The organism is Kribbella caucasensis (assembly GCF_004361855.1).
Lineage (GTDB): Bacteria > Actinomycetota > Actinomycetes > Propionibacteriales > Kribbellaceae > Kribbella > Kribbella caucasensis.
The window spans coordinates 226,183-242,150 of the sequence record NZ_SNWQ01000002.1 but is presented as its reverse complement, the minus strand read 5'-3'; the positions used below and the strand labels follow the sequence as shown (position 1 = coordinate 242,150).

The 15,968-nt window shown below is 69.1% G+C and carries 17 protein-coding genes and 1 pseudogene; 11 read left to right on the top strand and 7 right to left on the bottom strand.

From position 1 onward, the window contains the following. Positions 1 to 55: 55 nt before the first annotated feature. On the bottom strand, positions 56 to 835 hold the full coding sequence (locus EV643_RS05300; RefSeq protein WP_133798820.1) for a hypothetical protein: 780 nt from the start codon (positions 833 to 835) through the stop codon (positions 56 to 58). Between the two features lie 2 nt (positions 836 to 837). On the opposite strand from EV643_RS05300, the gene EV643_RS05295 reads away from it, so the two are divergent. After that, positions 838 to 1,836 (top strand): hypothetical protein, encoded by a 999-nt coding sequence (locus EV643_RS05295; RefSeq protein WP_133798819.1) that lies wholly within the window; start codon positions 838 to 840, stop codon positions 1,834 to 1,836. 247 nt (positions 1,837 to 2,083) lie between these two features. Here EV643_RS05295 and EV643_RS05290 read toward each other — a convergent pair whose 3' ends face one another. The 4 genes and pseudogenes from EV643_RS05290 to EV643_RS05280 all read right to left on the bottom strand — a co-directional run bounded on the left by EV643_RS05290 (position 2,084) and on the right by EV643_RS05280 (position 4,311). Beyond that, the gene (locus tag EV643_RS05290) at positions 2,084 to 2,713 is read right to left on the bottom strand and encodes a maleylpyruvate isomerase family mycothiol-dependent enzyme (protein ID WP_133798818.1); all 630 of its coding nucleotides are present in this window, start codon (positions 2,711 to 2,713) and stop codon (positions 2,084 to 2,086) included. 51 nt (positions 2,714 to 2,764) lie between these two features. Then, the gene (locus tag EV643_RS46835; protein WP_370452230.1) at positions 2,765 to 3,463 is read right to left on the bottom strand and encodes an RNA polymerase sigma factor; all 699 of its coding nucleotides are present in this window, start codon (positions 3,461 to 3,463) and stop codon (positions 2,765 to 2,767) included. Positions 3,464 to 3,490: 27 nt separating this feature from the next. Beyond that, positions 3,491 to 3,970 (bottom strand): annotated as a pseudogene (locus tag EV643_RS46830) (RNA polymerase sigma factor); the annotation flags it as partial. Positions 3,971 to 3,972: 2 nt separating this feature from the next. Then, positions 3,973 to 4,311, bottom strand: coding sequence for a YciI family protein (locus EV643_RS05280; RefSeq protein ID WP_133798816.1), 339 nt, complete (start codon positions 4,309 to 4,311; stop codon positions 3,973 to 3,975). A 364-nt stretch (positions 4,312 to 4,675) separates the two neighbouring features. On the opposite strand from EV643_RS05280, the gene EV643_RS05275 reads away from it, so the two are divergent. The 4 genes from EV643_RS05275 to cobF all read left to right on the top strand — a co-directional run bounded on the left by EV643_RS05275 (position 4,676) and on the right by cobF (position 7,792). After that, complete coding sequence (locus tag EV643_RS05275) at positions 4,676 to 4,903, top strand: DUF8836 family protein (protein WP_133798815.1); 228 nt, start codon at positions 4,676 to 4,678, stop codon at positions 4,901 to 4,903. A 75-nt stretch (positions 4,904 to 4,978) separates the two neighbouring features. Continuing rightward, positions 4,979 to 5,368 carry a VOC family protein gene (locus tag EV643_RS05270; protein WP_133798814.1) on the top strand — a complete coding sequence of 130 codons (390 nt, stop codon included), beginning with the start codon at positions 4,979 to 4,981 and terminating at the stop codon, positions 5,366 to 5,368. A 127-nt stretch (positions 5,369 to 5,495) separates the two neighbouring features. Then, entirely contained in the window at positions 5,496 to 6,992 is a 1,497-nt protein-coding gene (zwf, locus tag EV643_RS05265; protein ID WP_133798813.1) for a glucose-6-phosphate dehydrogenase, read from the top strand. Between the two features lie 32 nt (positions 6,993 to 7,024). Beyond that, positions 7,025 to 7,792: a precorrin-6A synthase (deacetylating) gene (gene cobF, locus EV643_RS05260; protein WP_133798812.1), complete on the top strand. Its 768-nt coding sequence runs from the start codon at positions 7,025 to 7,027 to the stop codon at positions 7,790 to 7,792. A 49-nt stretch (positions 7,793 to 7,841) separates the two neighbouring features. Here the strand turns inward: cobF and EV643_RS05255 are convergent, their stop codons facing one another. Further along, complete coding sequence (locus EV643_RS05255) at positions 7,842 to 9,326, bottom strand: MFS transporter (protein WP_202869399.1); 1,485 nt, start codon at positions 9,324 to 9,326, stop codon at positions 7,842 to 7,844. 83 nt (positions 9,327 to 9,409) lie between these two features. Next, a complete protein-coding gene (locus EV643_RS05250) occupies positions 9,410 to 9,892 on the bottom strand; it encodes a MarR family winged helix-turn-helix transcriptional regulator (RefSeq protein ID WP_133798811.1) in 483 nt (160 codons plus the stop codon). Between the two features lie 280 nt (positions 9,893 to 10,172). Here EV643_RS05250 and cobG point away from each other — a divergent pair, with 280 nt between their 5' ends. The 6 genes from cobG (at position 10,173) to EV643_RS05220 (ending at position 15,942) form a co-directional block, all read left to right on the top strand. Beyond that, complete coding sequence (cobG, locus tag EV643_RS05245; RefSeq protein WP_133798810.1) at positions 10,173 to 11,462, top strand: precorrin-3B synthase; 1,290 nt, start codon at positions 10,173 to 10,175, stop codon at positions 11,460 to 11,462. After that, positions 11,459 to 12,091 carry a precorrin-8X methylmutase gene (locus EV643_RS05240; RefSeq protein ID WP_133798809.1) on the top strand — a complete coding sequence of 211 codons (633 nt, stop codon included), beginning with the start codon at positions 11,459 to 11,461 and terminating at the stop codon, positions 12,089 to 12,091. Before cobG ends, EV643_RS05240 begins: the two co-directional genes overlap by 4 nt. Continuing rightward, positions 12,088 to 13,587 carry a precorrin-2 C(20)-methyltransferase gene (locus EV643_RS05235; protein WP_133798808.1) on the top strand — a complete coding sequence of 500 codons (1,500 nt, stop codon included), beginning with the start codon at positions 12,088 to 12,090 and terminating at the stop codon, positions 13,585 to 13,587. The genes EV643_RS05240 and EV643_RS05235 overlap by 4 nt, the downstream gene beginning before the upstream one ends. A 93-nt stretch (positions 13,588 to 13,680) precedes the next feature. Then, positions 13,681 to 14,367, top strand: coding sequence for a hypothetical protein (locus tag EV643_RS05230; protein ID WP_238165373.1), 687 nt, complete (start codon positions 13,681 to 13,683; stop codon positions 14,365 to 14,367). 105 nt (positions 14,368 to 14,472) lie between these two features. Further along, positions 14,473 to 15,111 carry a hypothetical protein gene (locus EV643_RS05225; protein WP_133798807.1) on the top strand — a complete coding sequence of 213 codons (639 nt, stop codon included), beginning with the start codon at positions 14,473 to 14,475 and terminating at the stop codon, positions 15,109 to 15,111. Positions 15,112 to 15,201: 90 nt separating this feature from the next. After that, complete coding sequence (locus EV643_RS05220; RefSeq protein ID WP_133798806.1) at positions 15,202 to 15,942, top strand: SDR family NAD(P)-dependent oxidoreductase; 741 nt, start codon at positions 15,202 to 15,204, stop codon at positions 15,940 to 15,942. Positions 15,943 to 15,968: the final 26 nt, after the last annotated feature.

Sequence of the window (15,968 nt, the reverse complement as noted above, 5' to 3'; positions counted from 1 at the left end):
GTCGATATGACCGCGCCGAAGGATGATCGCGACGGTCGAACCGCTGCGCGTGCTCTTACGCGGTTTCGTCTGCTGGTGATGGTGATGGGGCGGGCTCGGGGCGGCGGGTGAAGTGGAAGTACGCCCAGAAGAGTCCGGCCAGCGTGAAGTAGATCGCCAGGAGGATGGCCAGATAGGTGACGCGCTCAGCGAAGGCGCCCGCTTCCCGGTGCAACAGCACGTGGACGAACGCGAAGGCGCCGAGCAGCGAGAATCCTGCCCACACCGGCTTGGACCACGCGAAAAGTGCCGCACCATCCAGGAAAGACAACGGGAGCAGGCCAAACGCCAGGTTTTCGGCGGCCGCGACAGCGACCGCGGTCAGGGCGACCGCCACCAACTGGTAGGCGAAACCTCTGTCTTCGATGAACGGGCCGCGCAGGACCCAGGCCAGTACGCCCAACGCCGTGAGCGAGCCCGCCGACACGGCCGCGGCCAAGCCTTTCTGCCGGACGCTCAGCGCAGCCCCGGTGCCGAGCGCGGCCAGGGTGCCCAGAATCAGCCCCGGCTGGAGCCCGATCGCGCGGGACAGCGTCACGCAGATGATGGCGACGACGCCGAATGCCGGGAACAGCCGCAGGAACGCGCGGATGTCGTAGGCCTGGCCCAGGAACAGGTACTGCGACACCTGCTTGGCCGCGCTGATGACCAGGAACGCCACCGCCAGCCCTAGCACCAACGCGAGCGAGGACAGGTCGAAGCGGAACGACGGCTCGACGAACCCGTAGATGACGGCCCCGGCCACGGCGGCGAGGCCGGTCCCGAGCGCGAAACCGCAGCCGCTCGGACCACACAACGATGACCGCTCGCCGCAGCCGTCGTACCCGGTCCGCGAATGCCGCGAAGCGGTCGGCGTTCGCCGAGGCCGTGTCGTTGATGATGCCGATCGGCAGCGACAGCAACGCCAGCAACAAGATGGCCAGCAGGACGTTCTGGGCGATGGTGGGGAGATCCGTGCTGACCTCCCTCGGCGTCGGCACCGACTTGGGGAACTCGACACCGGCCTCCTTCCGGGGCGGTTCGGACGGCTCCGCGATCTCGGTTGGCGTCGGCTCGGTTGTGGGTGCGGCGGTGGTGGCCGGCGGTGAGGTAGGCGCGGCGGGGGTGGTCGGCCGTGAGGTGGGCGTGGCAGTGACGGTCGGCGACGAGGTAGGCCTCGACGATGGGGGGATGACCGGTACGACGGTGGCCGGGGCCGTCGTCCGGCGTTGCGGCGGTGGCGAAGTGGCGCTCGATGGTGGTGCAACGGTCGACGGGGCGACAGTCCGGGGCGGCGCAGTCTGGGGCGGGACAGTCGGGCCGGCTGTCGGCGACGACGTGACAGTCGGCGGTGGTGAAGCCGGACGCGGAGGCGGCCCGACGACCGCGGTGCCCGGGCCGAACGAGATCGCGTCGAGGCGGCCGGACCCTCGGACCGTGCCGTCTCCCAGCGTGCCGACGCATCCGCCGTCGCCGAACCTCAACGGCGTGTTGTTGTCGACGTTCACCACGCCGTTGGTTGTCCCACTGGTGGTCACCCCGTCGACGGTCAGCGTCACCCGGGTGCCGGCCCTGGTCGCGGTGATCTCGTGCCAGGCGTCGTTGAAGATGTTGGTGGGGTTCGTGACGTTGAACCCGAAGTTCAGCAGGTCCTGGATCTCGAAGTACACGCCGCCGAACGAGGTGCCGGCCCGCAGATCCAGAAACGACCCACCCGCACAGTCGTTGCCGAGCGTCGGGTCGGTCGCGGCCAGCACGCCGTTCGGGCCGACTACGAACGCCCGGTCGCCGGCGGCGGCGGTGTGCCCGGCGCCGTAGCTCGCTGTCCCATCCCACGTCACGCCGGATCCGCCGTACGAATCCGTGGTGTTGTCACCGGAGAAGTAGCTCGGGCCAGGGTCGGCTGCCGCCACAACCGCCCATGACAAGGCCGGGACCAGCACCGCCAGCGCGACCAGCGCCCCCAACCACCGTCGATCCCCCATCATGCACCCCAGGTCAGGCTACTTTCGCTCGCTGTGAGCGTTCCCAGCCGGAGAGTACCGACTCTAGGGTGCAAAGTTGATCATCGAACGACCTCCGCGGTGAATCGGTCGGCAGGCGGGCCGTTGAGGTGGCCGGTAGGGAGGGTTCGGCCGCAGAGGACCAGGAGGAGATGTTGGGCGGTGCCGGTGAGGGGGACGCCGGCACCGTGGGTCCAGTCGAGGTCGGTGGCGCGGAGTTGGATGCCGGTGAGGTCCACTCCGAAGTACTTGAGCTGGCGCGGTTTGATGTCGTCGAGGATGTGCCGCATGCGATCCAGCGGGACCTGGCGGTCGATGCCTAGGGCAACGGTGATGTCGAGGCCGTGGATGACGTCGTGGGACAGGGCGCCGCGGTAACCGCCGCCCGGCGGCTTCCACGGGTGGTGGATGTTCTTCCGCAGGCAATCCGTCAGCTCGGCCGCCGAGAGTTGAGCGGCGTCGTGACGGGCCTGGCGGTCGGCGAGGCGGTCGAAGTTGCCTCGGGCCTTCATCATCCCCAGGAGGAAGCGGGGCATGGACATCCGGTAGGGCATTGTGATGTGGGCAACCACTTCGCGAACGCGCCAGCCGTCGCACAGGGTCGGCTTGTCCCAGTCTTCCGAGGGCAGCGCGGTCAGCAGGTCGGCGAGGTCGGTCCGCTCCCCCGCGACGGCGGATCTGAGGTCGGTCATCTGCATTCTCCTTTCGCCCCACCGACGAACGGGTCCTGCGCCGACAGACACCTATCGAGAAACTTCCTCCAGCCGCCGAGTCAGGTAGCGACGCTCGGCGTCCGTGCCGGCCAACTCAACGGCATCCCGGTACGCCGCCGCAGCCTCGGCGTACCGTCCGAGTCGCCGGAGGAAGTCCGCTCGGGTCGCCGGGAGCAGGTGGTAACCGACGAGCGAACCGGCTGCCAGGTCGTCGACGAGCCGGAGCCCCACGGCAGGCCCGTCCGCCATACCGATCGCGACCGCACGGTTCAGCGCGACTACTGGGGTCTGCTTGAGCTGGCCATACAGTGCTGCGATCTGGGGCCAGTCCGTGTCGGCCGCCGTACGGGCGGTGGCGTGACAGGCGGCAATGGCAGCCTGCACCTGGTACGGACGGGGTGTGCCTCGCCGGAGCGCCGCGTCCAGGAGGTCCACGCCCTCTGTGATCCCGGCGTGGTCCCACCGAGTGCGGTCCTGCTCCTCCAACGTCACCAGCTCACCGTCTGCGGTCAGACGGGTGTCCCGTCGTGCGTCGTGCAGCAGCATGAGCGCAAGCAGTCCGGCCGCCTCTGGTTCGTCTGGCATGAGGTGCACGAGCAGACGGGCCAACCGGATGGCCTCACTACTCAGCCCGCTCCGGAGGGGGTCTGTGTAGCCCTCGTTGAACAGTAGGTAGAGCACAGCCAGTACGGCGGGTGTCCGCTCGGGCAGGAGGTGCGCCGGCGGCACGCGGTACGGGATACCGGCGTGCTGGATCTTCTGCTTGGCCCTGGTGAGCCGCTTGGACATGGTCGACTCGCCGACCAGGAACGCCCTCGCAATCTCCGCAGTACTGAGTCCGGCGAGTGTGCGCAACGTCAGCGCGACCCGTGCCTCCATGGCCAGTGCGGGGTGGCAGCACGTGAACATGAGACGCAACCGGTCATCCGGTACGTCGTACGGCTCGTCCGGCTCGTCGTCATGATCGGGGATCATCGCAGCCACCTCCTTCAGCTTCGCCGCGCCCACAGCCTCGCGGCGCATCCAGTCGACGGCCCTGTTGCGCGCGGTGGTGGTCAGCCACGCACCAGGCCGATCCGGTACGCCGTGCTCCGGCCAGTTCTTGAGCGCCGCAGCGAACGCCTCCTGCGCACACTCCTCCGCCAGGTCCCAGTTCCCGGTCACCCGGATGAGCGTGGCCACCACCTGACCCCACTCGTCCCGGAAGACCCGGTCGAGCTCCTCCTGTACGGCACCGGTCACACGTACTCCGGCGGAACGTCCAGCACGGGCCGGATCTCGATCGTGCCGTAGCCCGCCGCCGGGTGCTTGGCGGCGATCTCGATGGCCTCGTCCAGGTTGGCGCAGTTGATCAGCACGAACCCACCGATCTGCTCCTTGGTCTCCGCGAACGGCCCGTCGGTCAACAGCAGCTCGTCGTCTCGCACCCGGACCGTCGTGGCCTCCGACGGCGGCCGCAACCCGGCCCCGCCCTCGACCACACCCCGCTGCTCCATCTCCTCCGACCACCCGCCACACCCGTCGTTGGCATGCGCCTCGGCCGACTCGTCACCACAGATCATCAGCAAGTACTTCACGATCCTCCTCCACGTCGTCTCACCCCACCGACGAACAACATCAGCAGAAACAGACACCCCCACGGTAGGACCCACCAACCGCCCCCACGCAGTACCACCGGCGCACCTTCACCGCGCGCCTCTCGGGTTTGAGCACCAGCCGGCCACGAATCCGGCGAATCGATGACCGGTCGGTGCTCAAGGTGTGCGCCCCGGCCCGCACGGCCAGCACTTTGAGCACCGGCAGGCCACGGATCCGGCGGTCTGGCGACTGGCGGGTGCCCAAGGTGGAACCACAGCGGGCGCCCACTACGACAGCGTCGCCTGACTGTCGTACCCGCCTGCGACCCTGGGGGTGGGGCCGAGTTGCGGGAGATGGTGAGCGATGAAGGGTGACCGGGTAGAGATCGTCGTGGATGCCGGGGAAACGACCCGCGGCTACGAAATCGTCGCCACGAAGGCCGGGCGCCGGGTGGAAACCGCCGTACGGCGCGGTGTGGTCGAGGTGACCGAGGTGACGCGCAGCGGAGTCGTTGTCCGCACCGCGCGCTTCATGGCGACCCGCGTCATCGCCCTGGTCGAACACCCAGCCCAGTCCCAGCCGACCACCTGATCCGCCGGCTGGAGTCTGGTGGGTGGGCGGGTAGGGGTTTAGCGTCGAGGGGGACAAACCGTGGGAGGGGTTGTGATGGCTGGACGATTGGTGCATTTCGAGATTCCGTTCGACGACGGGGATCGGGCGCGTGCGTTCTACGCCGAGGCGTTCGGGTGGCAGGTGAACGTGATGCCGGATCTGCAGTACACGTCGGTGTCGACCGGGCCGGTGTCCGAGGAGGGCTTCCCGATCGAGACCGGGTACATCAACGGCGGCATGTTCGACCGGGCGACCGGGTCGGCCACCAGCCCGGTGCTGACGGTCGACGTGGACGACATCGAGGCGGCGCTCTCGTCGATCGAGAACCTCGGCGGCAAGACGGTGACCGGGAAGTTCGCGGTCGGCGAGATGGGCTTCGCGGCCTACTTCGAGGATTCGGAGGGCAACGTGCTCGGGCTGTGGCAATCCGCACCCGCCAGCTGACCTGCGGCTGACCCGGCGGCCGACCCGACGATTGACTCTGCGGCGGTCACTCCCGGTCAGGTCTTCGCTCCCTCCTCGCGCCTACACTTTGCGTGTTGCTTGGGCGGCGTCCGTAGGAGGACCAGGAATGCCTGACCGTACACAGACCATCGCCTATCCGGCACCGGGATCGCGGCCGTCGCGGCGTGATCCCGACCCGTTGGCGCCGCACGTGATCGTGCTGTTCGGGGCTACCGGCGACCTGGCCAAACGGAAGCTGTTGCCGGGACTGGCGTACCTGCAGCAGTCCCGGTTCGCGCCCGACGTACGGATCATCGGTACGGCGACCGAGGAGCTGACCACGGACGAGTTCCGCGCCCGTGCCCGCGAAGCGGTGGACACCTTCGGGATGCGCGAGATCAGCGACGAGCAGTGGGCGCAGTTCGCGGACCGGCTCGAGTACGTGCCACGCGACTCCGGGCCGGACGCGCTCGCCGAGGCGGTGAAGAACGCGGAGGCCCTGCTCGGCCCGGACACCTGCCGGCTGCACTACCTGTCGGTGCCCCCGAAGGCGGCCCGCTCGGTGATCGAGATGTTGCGCGACGCCGACCTGGTCGACCGCGCCCGGGTGGTGATGGAGAAGCCGTTCGGTGACGACCTGGCCAGCGCGGTCGAGCTGAACGCGTTCGTGCACGAGACGTTCGACGAGTCGCAGATCTTCCGGATCGACCACTTCCTGGGCAAGGAGGCGGCGCAGAACATCCTCGCCTTCCGGTTCGCGAACGGGCTGTTCGAGCCGATCTGGAACCGCAACTTCATCGACCACGTGCAGATCGACATCCCCGAGTCGCTCGGCCTGGACCAGCGGGCCACCTTCTACGAGCCGACCGGCGCGTTCAAGGACATGGTGGTCACGCACGTCCTGCAGGTGCTCGCGTTCGTCGCGATGGAACCGCCGACCGCGCTGGAACCGCGAGCCATCTCGGAGGAGAAGAACAAGGTCTTCCGTTCGATGCTGCCGATCCACCCGTCGGACGTGGTCCGCGGCCAGTACGGCGGCTACCGCGCCGAGGACGGCGTCGCACCGGACTCCGACACCGAGACGTTCATCGCGATGAAGGTCGGCATCGACAACTGGCGCTGGGCCGGCGTGCCGTTCTACCTGCGGACCGGCAAGCGGATGGCCGAGGGCATGCGGATCATCTCGATCGCCTTCAAGGAGGCGCCGAAGACGATGTTCCCGGCCGGTTCCGGGGTCGGCGCCCAGGGCCCGGACCACCTGACCTTCGACCTGGCCGACTCGTCCCGCGTCTCGCTGTCCTTCTACGGCAAGCGGCCCGGTCCGGGGATGCGGCTGGAGAAGCTGTCGATGCAGTTCTCCACCCAGGAGACGGAGTCCGCGGCGGACGTCCTGGAGGCGTACGAACGGCTGATCCTCGACGCGATGCGCGGCGACCACACCCTCTTCACCACCGCCGAAGGCATCGAGTCCCTCTGGGAACGCTCCGCTCCCCTCCTCGACGACCAGCCGCCGGTCAAGCCGTACGCTCCCGGCACCTGGGGCCCCAACGCCATCCACCAGCTCATCGCCCCGCACGCCTGGCGCCTCCCCTTCGAACGAGAGTGGCGCCAAGGCAAACGCTGACGAAACAGGGTCTGGAGCTAGGCTCCCGGGTCATGGAGATCAAGGTGATCGGGATCGGGGCCGGGGATCCGGACTACCTGACCGTGCAGGCGGTGAAGGCGATCGCGGAGGTGGACGTCTTCTTCGTGCTCGACAAGGGCGAGGTGAAGCAGGAGCTGGTCGAGCTGCGGGAGGAGATCCTGCGGCGGCACGCGACCGGGGCTGCGTACGAGGTCGTCGTCGGGCGGGATCCGGAGCGGGATCGGACCAGCGAGGCGTATGTCGAGTCGGTGGACGACTGGCGGCGCCGGCGGGCGGATGTGTGCGCGGGGATGATCGCCGAATCGCTGAAGCCCGACCAGACCGGCGCGTTCCTGGTCTGGGGCGACCCGTCGTTGTACGACAGCACGCTGGCGATCCTCGACGACATCCTGGCGCGCGGCGAGCTGAGCTTCGAGGTCGACGTGATTCCGGGGATCAGCAGCGTGTCCGCGCTGGCGGCCCGGCACCGGGTCGGGCTGAACCAGGTGGGGAAGCCGATCCAGGTCACCACCGGGCGGCGGCTGGCGAAGGAGTGGCCGGACGACGTCGACGATGTGGTGGTGATGCTCGACGCGCAGACCGCGTTCAGCGCGCACGCGGATCAGGATGCCGACATCTACTGGGGCGCCTACCTCGGTACGCCGGACGAGCTGCTCGTCGCGGGCCGGCTGTCCGAGGTGGCCGGTGAGATCGAGCGGATCCGGGCCGAGGCACGCGATCGCAAGGGCTGGATCATGGACACCTACCTCCTGCGCAGGAACCACCGACCAAAGGCGTAATGCTTTGGCAGCCCGGTGCTGTAGTTGCCCACGGCACCGGGCGTTGGGCTCAGGACTTGGCGGGGCGTAGCAGCGTGCCGGTGAGCAGGATGGCTGCTGCTACGAAGCCGGCTGCGGCCAGGAACGCGGCGCTGTAGCCGTCGCGGAGCGCACCGACCTCGGCAGCACCTTCACCGAGTCGCGTGGCGGTCTGTGAAGCCGCGAGGGTTGCGAGTACTGCGGTACCGACTGCGGCGCCGGCCTGCTGGGCGGTGTTGTTGAGCCCCGATGCCAGGCCGGCGTCGGCCGCGTCCGCACCGGACATCGCCAGCATGATCGCGGCCGGGATACCGACCCCGGTGCCGGCACCGATCAGGAGCAGCGCCGGTGCCACGTTCACGACGTACGAGCCGCCGACGGGCGCCTGGTTCATGACCAGGAGTGCGACCAGAAGCGTGGCCAGTCCGGCCACCAGGATCGTGCGGGAGCCGAACCGGACCGTCAGCCGCGGACCGATGAACAGTGACATCACCGCACCGGTCAGCGGCGCCGGGAGGAACGCCAGGCCGGTCTGCAAGGAGTCGAAGCCGAGCACCCGCTGGACGTACAGCGCGGTCATGAACTGGAAGCCGAATCCGGCCGCGAACAACAGGATCACGACGAGGTTGGCCGCGGTCACCTGGCGACGGCGGAAGATGTGCAGGGACAGCAACGGGTGGGTGGCCCGCGCCTGGCGTAGTACGAAGCCGCCGAGAAAGGCCAGGGTCACCACGGCGAGCACGAGCGTGCGGAGTAGTTCGGCGGTCGGCTCGGCGGTCTGGACGATCGTGTAGACGCCCAAGGAGAGGCCGGCGGTCACCAGGGCGGCTCCGATCAGGTCGGCGCCCTTGCCGAGGCCGATGCCTCGCTCGGGCGAGAGCAGCCGTACGGCGAGGACCAGTGCGGCCAGGCCGATCGGAATGTTGATCAGGAAGGACCAGTGCCAGCCGACCGTCTGGGTGATGACGCCGCCGAGGATCAGGCCGATCGACGCACCACCGGCCGAGGTGAAGCCGTACACGCCCATCGCACGAGCCTGCTCGCCTGGTTCCGGGTAGAGCCCGACGATCAGGCCGAGGATCACGGCCGAGGCGAGCGCGCCGCCGACGCCCTGGAGGAAACGGCCGGCGATCAGTACTTCGGCACTGGTGGCGACGCCGCAGATCAGCGAGGCGAGGGTGAAGACACCGAGGCCCGCGACGAAGACCCGTTTGCTGCCGATCAGGTCGCCTAGCCGGCCGGACAGCAGGAGCAGACCGGCGAAGGCGATCAGGTAGCTGTTCATCACCCAGGCCAGCCCCGCCTGGGAGAACCCGAGATCCCCCTGGATCGTCGGCAACGCGACCGTCACCACGGTCCCGTCGAGGATGATCATCAGCTGCATCGCGCACAGCACCGCGAGGACCTGCGCCCGCCGCCTGCGCGACTGCGGCCCTCCCCCGGAACTCCGGTCGGCTGCTGTGTGCTCGAGGCTCGAGTCCGCTGATGGGTGCTCGGGGGTTGTCGTGTTGGTCACCGGTCGTCTCCTTGTCGGGCTGCAGAGAGCAGGACAAGAACGACCTTAACAGATAGTTCTGTAGCAGACGATCTTCTATTGGATTAAGCGAGGCGCTGACGTGCCCGGCGTACCGGCTGGGCCACGACGGGGGTGGCGAGGTGATGGCCGACGAGCTCGATGAGGGCGTCGGCGAAGTGGGTGCGCTGGGAGGCCGCGAGGGCGGCGAGGGCGTCCGCGTGGACCTGGTCGACGATGCGCTGACCCTCCTCGGCCGCCTTGGCGCCGGCCTCGGTGACGGCGACGATCCGGGCCCGGCGGTCGGTCGCGGACGGCTTCCGCTCCGCGTATCCGGCCTTCTCCAAGGCGTCGACTGTGCCGACCATGGTGGTCTTGTCGAGGTAGGCTAGCTCGGCGAGCTGGACCTGGGTCCGCTCTTCCTCGAGCGCGTAGAGCAGTACGCACTGCATCCGCGGCGTCATCCCGACCTCGGCCAGCGCCGCGGTCAGCTGCGTCTCCAGCACGTGCCCGGCGTGTTTGAGCAGGCCGGTCAGGTCCGGAACGGTCCGAAGAGGTGTCTGCGCCATGCGTTCATGCTAGCGCGGGATTATCTGTTACCGGATGATCCAGCCAGCGACCCAGCCTGAAGGTGATCATCCCGTCCACGAGCCGCCTCACGACCTTGAGCACCCACCAGCCACCGAATCGGCCGCCAGACGACCACTCGGTACCCAAGGTCTATTCCATCCCGCGCCTTGGGCACGCGTCGGTTACCGGGAACGCCGGAAGTCGACTGGGCCGTGCTCAAAGTCATAGCTTGTCCGCACCTTGTGCGGTCGCCGGAAAGTGGGGACGTAGCATCGGCGGGTGCACAGCTCAGAGAGGAGTCGGCCGGACCGTTGTCCGGGTGTTCTGGCTGTGCACGAGGCAGCTGACGGTGGACTGGCGCGCGTGCGGCTGCCTGGGGGGTTGCTGACGCCGGCACAGCTGGAGGTGCTTGCTGGCGCTTCCGCCGACCTCGGGGACGGGCGGCTCGAGCTGACCTCGCGGGGGAACATCCAGATCCGCGCACTCCGCCCCGGCGCTCCCCGAGAGCTATCCGACCGGCTGTACGACGCCGGTCTGCTCCCGTCGATCTCGCACGAGCGGATCCGCAACATCCTCGCCTCCCCACTCTCCGGGCTCGACCAGCACAGCCTGTACGACGTACTGACGGCTGCGGGCGACCTGGATCGTCAGTTGTGCGCGCGGACGCGGTTCGCGGAGTTGCCCGGGCGGTTCTTGTTCGCGCTGGACGACGGTCGGGGTGATCTGGCGCGGGCGGGGGCCGACGTGGCGATCCAGATGGTGAGCGCGGAGCAGGGCGCACTCGTGCTCGCGGGCAGGGACACCGGGATCAGGTTGGGGTCGGACGAGGTCGTCCCGGTGATGCTGGCGGCTGCCGAGGCGTTCCTGGACGAGCGGGAGGCGCAGCAATCGTCGGCCTGGCGGCTGGCCGAACTGGAGAACGGGGACGAGGCGGTGGTGGCTCGCCTGGACATGTGGACGGGCAGCGGCGAGCGGATGGGCAGCGGCGGCGGAGCCGCGACCGGCGGGCAGACGGGCGGCGGTGGAGCCGCGACGGGCGGTGGTGGACCCGCGACGGCCGGGCGAGTGGGTCGGGCGGGCGCGCTGCCGTCGGGTGAGGCCGCTCGGGCTGGGTTGCACGGGCAGGGTGATGGACGGGTGGCCCTGGTGGTGACGGTTCCGTTGGGGAGTCTGGAGGCGGACCAGGTTGCCGCTCTGGTCGAGTTGGGTCCACAGCAACTTCGGGTGACGCCCTGGCGGTCCGTAGTACTAACTGGTCTGACTGAGCCGGCCGTGGGAGCGCTGCACGAGGTTGGGCTGGTGACGGATGCGGGGTCGCCGTGGAACAAGGTGACGGCGTGCGCGGGTAAGCCCAGTTGCGCGAAGGCGTTGGCGGATGTACGGAGCGATGCGCGCCGGCTGACGCCACGCCAGCCGAAAAACCAGCGACCGGTGCACTGGTCCGGGTGTGAGCGGAGATGCGGCAAGCCCGCCGGCGAGTTCGTCGACGTGCTCGCGGTGGGCGACGGCTACTCGGTCGACGGCAGTCCTGCCGTGGCCGCCGAACTGACTGTGATGGGGATTCGGTGAGCAGGTACGAGTACGTGACCGACGGCGCGGAGATCTACCGGCGGTCGTTCGCGACGATCCGGGCCGAGGCGGCGCTGGACAGCCTGCCGGCGGACGTCGCGCAGGTCGCGGTCCGGATGATCCACGCCTGCGGGATGACCGATCTGGTCACGGACCTCGCGTGGTCGCCCAACGTGGTGAAAAGTGCCCGGGCGGCGCTGCGACAAGGTGCGCCGATCCTGTGCGACGCGGCGATGGTGGCGGCGGGAGTCACCCGGCGCAGGTTGCCCGCGGACAACGAGGTCGTCTGCACGTTGAGCGATCCGGCCGTGCCCGGGCTCGCCGCCAAGCTGGAAACCACCCGGAGCGCGGCCGCTCTCGACCTCTGGCTGGACCGGCTCGAAGGCTCGGTGGTTGCCGTGGGCAACGCTCCGACCGCGTTGTTCCGGTTGCTGGAGCTGATCGCCGACGGCGCGCCCCGACCGGCCGCGGTACTGGGGATCCCGGTCGGGTTCATCGGGGCCGCCGAGTCGAAGGACGCGTTGGCGGCGAACGACCTGGGGCTGGAGTATCTGGTGGTCCGGGGCCGCCGGGGTGGCAGCGCGATGACCGCTGCCGCCATCAACGCGATCGCGAGCGAGGACGAATGACGGGTCGGCTGTGGGGTGTCGGGCTCGGCCCGGGCGATCCCGAACTGGTGACGGTGAAGGCCGCTCGGCTGATCGGAGCGGCCGACGTGGTTGCGTTTCACAGCGCGCGGCACGGCCGGAGCATCGCCCGCTCGGTCGCCGCGCCGTACCTGCGTGACGGGCAGGTCGAGGAGCACCTGGTCTATCCGCTCACTGTGGAGACCACCGATCACCCCGGCGGGTACCAGGGTGCGATGGACGATTTCTACACCGACTGTGCCGCCCGGCTCGCCGCGCATCTCGACGCCGGTCGGGACGTCGTCGTACTGGCTGAGGGCGATCCGTTGTTCTACGGGTCGTACATGCACATGCACAAGCGGCTCGCGGACCGGTACGAGTGCGAGGTCGTCCCCGGGGTCACGTCGGTCAGTGCGGCCGCTGCCGTACTCGGTCGGCCGCTGTGCGAGCGGGACGAGATCCTCACCGTGCTGCCCGGGACCCTTCCGCCCGACGTACTGGCCGAGCGGCTGCGCAACACCGACGCCGCCGCCGTGATGAAGCTCGGCCGGACGTTCGGCAACGTCCGCGAGGCGTTCGAGTTGGCCGGTCGCGCCGACGAGGCCTGGTACGTCGAACGGGCCACCACCGACGCACAGCGCACGGCCCCACTGGCCGACGTGGATCCGGAGTCCGTGCCGTACTTCTCCCTGGCCCTCCTGCCGAGTCCGATCAACAACACCTTCGCCCCACCGACCCCGCGCGAGCAGTACGAGGGGTCGGTCACCGTCGTCGGACTCGGGCCGGCCGGACCCGAGTGGATGACACCGGAGGTACGTGCGGCGATCGCCGAGGCTGACGACCTCATCGGTTACGGCCCGTACGTCGACCGGTTGCCCGACCGGGCCCGCCAACGCAAGCACGGCTCGGACAACCGGGTCGAGTCCGAGCGGGCCGCGTTCGCACTCGACCTGGCCCGCAAGGGTTCCCGGGTCGTGGTGGTGTCGTCGGGCGATCCCGGGGTCTTCGCGATGGCCAGCGCGGTCACGGAGGTCGCCGCCGAACCGGAGTACGCCGACATCGCAGTACACGTGCTGCCGGGCATGACAGCAGCGCAAGCGGTTGCCAGTCGGGTGGGCGCTCCACTCGGGCACGACTACTGTGTGCTCTCCCTGTCGGACCGGCTCAAGCCGTGGGACGTGATCGCCGCCCGGCTGTCCGCGGCCGCCGCGGCGGACCTGGCGATCGCGATCTACAACCCCGCGTCGAAGTCGCGCACCTGGCAGGTCGCCGCCACCCGTGACCTGCTGCTCGAACACCGTTCCCCCGGTACGCCGGTGGTCGTCGGCCGGGATGTCGGCGGCCCGGCCGAGTCCATCACCGTCACCACGCTCGCAGATCTCGATCCGCCGACCGTAGACATGCGCTGCCTGCTGCTGATTGGGTCGTCGCAGACCCGGACGGTCAACCGGCCGGCGGGTGACGTCGTGTTCACTCCGCGTCGCTATCCGGCGCCGTGAACTCAGACGCGCGTTAATTCTGCGGATTCGTTGTATGAGCCGGCAGTCGTTGGGGTAGGGGCCCCTCGGTCCGACCTGTGAGGAGATACACCAGTGGTTCAGCGCTACGGCGACACCGACACGATGACCCAGCCCCAGAGTGAGACCCAGCCCGATACGTCCACCCAGCGATACGAGGAGGCGCGGGCCGCGGCCCATCGCGCTATGACCACTGTCAGTCTGATCCCGGACAAGCCCCTCCCCCACACGATCGTGGAAGAGCCGCCGATCTCATACCGGGGCTTCAAGTTCGGTGCTGCGTTCTACGGCTGGATGATCACGAACTCCATGGCCGTCCTGCTCGTCGGTGTGGCCGCGGGGGCCACCGCGGGCGTGACGTACCTCCTCGACTACACCAGGGCGGACGCGGAGCAACAGCCCGGCACGGTCGCCATCACAGCCGCCGCTGTGCTGGGTCTGCTGGTGTGCCTCGCCTTCTACACGGGCGGGTACGTCGCCGGCCGGCTCGCGCGCTTCGACGGCGCCCGGCAGGGGTTCGGGGTGTGGATGATCGCGCTGCTACTCGCCGTGATGGCGGGCGGCGCCGGTGCGCTGCTGGACAACCGGTACGACCTGGTCGCCGAGGTGGACCGTCCGGATGTGCCGCTGGCCGACAACGTCCTGGCGAACGGCGCCATCATCTCCGCGGCCGCCGTCATCGTCCTCACCCTTGTCGCGGCCCTGCTCGGCGGCAAGTCCGGACAGCGCTACCACAACAAGATCGACGAACTGCTGAACTGAGCGACTACAGAGCTGAATCAGAACGACACGGCCTGTCACGCATAGGTGGCCCTCAACCGGGTACGGGAGTAGTGATACGGGGCTGACCTGGTGAGGAGAACCGACATGGTCCAGCACTATCGCGACGACACACAGGAACTCACTCCGCGCACCCGCCGGTTCGGCGATGACGACACACAGGTCGACGAGCGGCAGCCGCAGCATCGGGCGGAGGCGCCGGCCGACTTCGACAGGGTCTACCGCGGCTTCAAGGGTGGCGCGGCGTTCTACGGCTGGCTGATCGCCATCGGGCTCACCGTGCTGCTGACCGGCATCGTCGGCGCGGTCGCGGCAGCGGTCGACTACGCCATCACCATCGACTGGAACCGGGCCGAAGCCGAGGCGGGCACGATCGGCCTCGTGTCCGGCACGGTGCTGATCCTGATCCTTGCAATCGCCTACTACAAAGGCGGGTACGTCGCCGGCCGGCTCGCCCGCTTCGACGGCGGCCGTCAGGGCTTCGGAGTCTGGATGATCGGCGTCGTCATCACCGCGATCGTGGCCGGCATCGCCGCACTCGCCGGTTCGCAGTACGACGTCCTCGACCGCGTCGACCTGCCGTCGGTCTCCCTGACGGACGAGACGATCACCACAGGCGGCCTGATCCTGCTCGGCGCAGTCCTCCTGATCACGCTGATCGCTTCCGTACTCGGCGGCAAGGCAGGCGCCCGCTACCACCGCCACATCGACGAGTCCCGCGGCTGATCCGGGCCCTTGACCTGGAAGGCGGATCGCCCCCATCCGCCTTCCGGGTCTTCGTTGTCTCGGGCCGTCGGAACCGGCCACGATTCGGGCATGCCAGCTCGTACTGCGCTTGTTGTCGGTGGAACCAGTGGGATCGGCGCGGCCACTGCGGTTCGGTTGGCGGCCGATGGGGCTCGGGTGGTTGCGGCCGGGCTTGACGTCGCCTCGGCGGCTGGGCTTGAGGTTGCCTCGTCGGGGCTCGGGGAATCCGCCGGAACTGGGTCGCGGGTCGAGGTGCGGGAACTTGATCTGCGGGAGTCGGGGGCAGTCGAAGATCTGGTCGGGTCGTTTGAGTCGCTGGATGTGTTGGTGAATGCGGCCGGGATCATCCGGCGGGGCGACGAGCATCGGCCCGAGGTGTTTCGGGAAGTGGTCGAGGTCAATCTGACCGGGGCGATGCGGGCGGCCGAGGCGGCGTACGGGCTGCTCGCGGACGGCGGTGGGTGCATCGTCAACGTGGCCTCGATGCTGAGCTATTTCGGCGGGCCGCTGGTTCCGGCGTACAGCGCGAGCAAAGGCGGGATCGTCCAGCTCACCAAGTCGCTCGCGGTCGCGTGGGCGGCAAACGGGATCCGGGTGAACGCGGTCGCGCCTGGCTGGATCGCGACCGACCTGACCGCGGCGCTGCAGGCCGATCCGGTCGCGTCCGGGCGGATCCTGGGGCGCACGCCGATGGCCCGGTGGGGTACGCCGTCCGAGGTGGCCGCCGCGATCGCCTTCCTGACCGGGCCGGACGCGGCCTTCATCACCGGCGCCGTCCTGCCCGTCGACGGCGGCTATCTGAGTGCGTAGGGCCGTCAACCCAGTGCGTACGGCGA